6 protein-coding genes are annotated in these 3824 nt (G+C 39.8%); all 6 read left to right on the top strand.

All coding sequences use genetic code 11. The features are described 5' to 3' along the window. A partial coding sequence (locus tag RYP29_RS08485; protein WP_311533100.1) for a [Fe-Fe] hydrogenase large subunit C-terminal domain-containing protein occupies nt 1-984 on the top strand: 984 nt, incomplete at its 5' end. A gap of 100 nt (nt 985-1084) precedes the next feature. Further along, complete coding sequence (locus RYP29_RS08480; protein ID WP_005382859.1) at nt 1085-1267, top strand: hypothetical protein; 183 nt, start codon at nt 1085-1087, stop codon at nt 1265-1267. Nucleotides 1268-1470: 203 nt separating this feature from the next. After that, the gene (locus RYP29_RS08475) at nt 1471-1926 is read left to right on the top strand and encodes a PTS sugar transporter subunit IIA (protein WP_005378624.1); all 456 of its coding nucleotides are present in this window, start codon (nt 1471-1473) and stop codon (nt 1924-1926) included. Nucleotides 1927-1941: 15 nt separating this feature from the next. Then, the gene (locus RYP29_RS08470) at nt 1942-2217 is read left to right on the top strand and encodes a PTS sugar transporter subunit IIB (protein WP_275249201.1); all 276 of its coding nucleotides are present in this window, start codon (nt 1942-1944) and stop codon (nt 2215-2217) included. A gap of 20 nt (nt 2218-2237) precedes the next feature. Next, nucleotides 2238-3605, top strand: a complete 1368-nt coding sequence (locus RYP29_RS08465) for a PTS ascorbate transporter subunit IIC (RefSeq protein WP_311533097.1) — start codon at nt 2238-2240, stop codon at nt 3603-3605. Next, the coding region (locus RYP29_RS08460) for a YbaN family protein (RefSeq protein ID WP_311533096.1) at nt 3605-3824 on the top strand (220 nt) is incomplete at its 3' end. The genes RYP29_RS08465 and RYP29_RS08460, both read left to right, overlap by 1 nt.

The following is a 3824-nucleotide window of genomic DNA, read 5'->3' as shown; positions in this document are numbered from 1 at the left end:
CCTCAATTCACATCTTGCTGTCCTGCTTGGGTAAAATTTGCTGAAACATTCTACCCAGAATTTTTATCAAACTTATCTACTGCAAAGAGTCCAATTGCGATGCAAGCGCCTACGCAAAAAACATATTTTGCTGAAAAAATGGGCATCGATGCAAAACAAATGGTAGCTGTAGCAGTAACACCTTGTTCTGCTAAAAAGTTTGAAATTCGTCGCGATGAAATGAATTCCTCTGCAGAATACTGGGATGCGCCAGAAATGCGCGATACAGATTACTGTATTACTACACGCGAACTTGCTAAATGGTTGCGTGCAGAAGAAGTTAACTTTGATGAATTGGAAGACTCCAAATTTGATCCATTGATGGGTGAAGCATCCGGTGGCGGCATCATCTTCGGTAACACTGGTGGTGTTATGGAAGCAGCTATGCGTACTGCTTATAAACTCGTAACAGGTGAAGATGCTCCTAGCACATTGATTCCATTCGAAGCTATTCGCGGTATGGATGGTGCTCGTGAAGCTGATGTAGTGATTGGTGATAAAACATTACATGTAGCAGCTGTTCATGGCACTGGCAATTTGCGTAAATTCATTGAACGCATGCGTGCAGAAAACATCCATTATGATTTCATCGAAGTTATGGCTTGCCGCGGCGGCTGTATCGGTGGTGGTGGTCAACCACGCGTTAAATTACCTATGGCTGACAAAGCTCGTGAAGCTCGTATCGCATCCTTGTATACGCGTGATGCGGAAGTAAAAGTGAAAGCTTCTTGTGATAACCCAGATATTCAAAAATTGTATGCTGAGTTCTTTGATGGCAAACCTATGAGCCACAAAGCACATCATATGTTGCATACTACATTTGTAAACCGCTCTGAAGATTTAGGTCCTAATGGTGCATGTACACCTGCTACATGTCCTACATCTGTGCCTAACTTGAAAAAAGCAGCAGAAGCTGCAAAAGCGGCTGCAGAAGCAAATAATTAATTATTTATAAATTTGAATAAAAATCTTGAAAATCCGCATAAAATAGCATATACTAATGATTGTGAGAGACAATAATATAATGGTCCTTAGAGAGAGGTATATGTTAATGACATGGGGCGGACAGAGAGAAGGTTCTGGTCGTAGACCTCGTATGTATAAGCGCGAATGTCGCTCGTTCCGTTTGACAGACGAGGAATATCAAATCCTGAAACCATTAGTAGAGGCTATTAGAACGCGTACAGATGCATCTAATAAGCAACACTTAGAGTACTTGAATAACTAAATATTGACATGGCGTATGTATATAAAATATCTTTTTTGTACTCTTCCAATAATAGCAACTCTTATACATGCCATGTGAATAAGCGAAAGTTAGACCCTTTTGGGGTCTAACTTTTTTTGCAAATAAATACATAAGGTATAGGCATTTTAACTATACCTAGTTATAATATGAGTATACAAGTTGTGAATATAGGAGGTGTTAGCTTGTTACAAGATTTACTATCAGAGGATAATGTATCCTTTCATTATCCTGCTGAGACATGGGAAGATGTGATTCGTCACGGTGGTCAGCTCATGGTCGATGCTGGTTTTACAGAGCCTACATACACAGAGGCTATGATTGACGTAGTTCGTGACATGGGGCCGTACATCGTATTGGCACCGGGTCTTGCTATGCCTCATGCGCGCCCAGAGATGGGGGCTAAGCAAGTAGGTACAGCTTTGGTAACGTTAGAAAAACCGATCGATTTTGGTAGCCCAGAAAATGATCCTGTATCAGTAGCGGTATTTTTATGTGCGCCGAATAAGGAAGAACATATTCAATTGCTTACAGATATTGCTACGCTCTTTGAAGATGAAGAATTTCTTGATGCAGCGGTAAATTTTGAAAGTATTGAAGATGTAGAAGCTTTTTTATCGGAACATCTTGATGAAGCGTAATTTTGGAGGTAAACTATGATTTCCATTTTAACTGTATGTGGTAATGGCATCGGTTCTAGTTTGATGTTAAAAATGAAAATCGAAGAAATTTGTGCTGAAAATAATATCGAAGCACAAGTAGAATCAATCGATTTTAATGCGGCTCAAGGTCGCAAGGCTGATTTAATTGTTACTGTAAAAGAATTAGCAGAACAATTTGAAGACAAGGATGTAGCTATTGTACGTAGTTACATTAATAAAAAGAAAATTAAAGAAGATATTTTGGAACGATTACAAGAAATCGCTAAGTAATTCATAGGGGAGATAATTCTATGGAAATGATATTAGAATTCTTACGAGATGTATTGAGTCAGCCAGCGTTGTTGATTGGTATTATGTCCTGCGTTGGTTTAATTGCTTTGAAACGACCATTTCATAAGATTATGACTGGTACGTTAAAGCCAATTCTTGGTTATTTAATGCTTGCTGCTGGTGCTGGTGTTATCGTTAGCAATCTTGATCCACTTGGAAAAATGATTGAACACGGATTCCATATTACCGGTGTTGTACCAAACAATGAAGCTATCGTAGCAGTAGCACAAAAGGTACTTGGTGTTGAAACGATGTCTATCCTTGTTGTAGGCTTATTGATGAACTTATTAATTGCTCGTTTCACCAAATTTAAGTATGTATTCCTTACCGGTCACCACAGTTTATTTATGGCTTGTTTAATGTCTGCTGTACTTGGTACTGTAGGTTTATCCGGTATTGAATTGATCCTTGTAGGTGGCTTCTTAATGGGCGCTTGGTCGGCCATTTCTCCAGCTATCGGTCAAAGCTATACTTCTAAAGTTACCGATGGCGATGAAATCGCATTGGGCCACTTTGGTAGTTTAGGTTATTATTTATCTGCATGGGTAGCAAAATATGTAGGCAAGGCAGAGGAGAGTACAGAAGATATTGAAATTCCTGAAAAATGGGGCTTCTTGCGTGACTCCACGTTATCTACTGCATTGACCATGATCGTATTCTATTTAATCGCAGCTATTGCAGCTGGCTCTGAATTCGTAGCAACCTTATCCGGTTCTATGAGCCCATACCTATTTGCAGTTATGAGCGCTATGAACTTTGCTGTAGGTGTAGCTATCGTATATTCTGGTGTTCGTATGATCTTGGGTGATTTGATTCCAGCGTTCCAAGGTATCGCTACAAAAATCATTCCTAATGCAATTCCAGCAGTAGACTGTGCTGTATTCTTTACTTATGCGCCAACAGCCGTTGTATTAGGCTTTATTAGCTCCTTTATCGGTGGTATCATCGGTATGCTTATTCTAGGTGCTGTAGGTGGCGTACTTATCATTCCTGGTCTTGTACCTCACTTCTTCTGCGGTGCAACAGCAGGTATCTATGGTAATGCTACCGGCGGTCGTCGCGGTGCTGCAGTAGGTGCATTCCTTAACGGTTTGGCTATTACATTCTTGCCTGCACTAGCATTGCCAGTTTTAGGTCAATTAGGTTTCCAAAACACAACATTCGGCGATGCGGACTTTGCCGTAATGGGTCTTGTACTTGGTAATGCCTTTGAATGGATTGGCATGGCTGGTATTTATGGCGTCGTTGTTATTGCAGCCCTTGTTCTTATTATTCCTAACTTCATTAAAACAAAAGGGAAAGTTATTAATTACGTAGAAGAAGAGTAATGAAAACAGCTGAGCAACATAGTAATGTCGTAATTCGATATATATTCTTAACCATTGGCGCTATAAGTTTTTGCCTTGGTACAGCAGGTATCGTATTACCAATATTGCCAACAGTCCCCTTTTATATGCTTACCTTATTTTGTTTAGCTCGTGGATCTGAACGCTTTCATAGAATGTTTTTGGAGTCCCAATTATATAAAAAGACAGTTGGTGCGTATG

This window comes from uncultured Veillonella sp. (genome assembly GCF_963534045.1).
In the GTDB taxonomy this organism is placed as follows: domain Bacteria; phylum Bacillota; class Negativicutes; order Veillonellales; family Veillonellaceae; genus Veillonella.
This window is presented reverse-complemented; position numbering and strand designations above follow the sequence as displayed.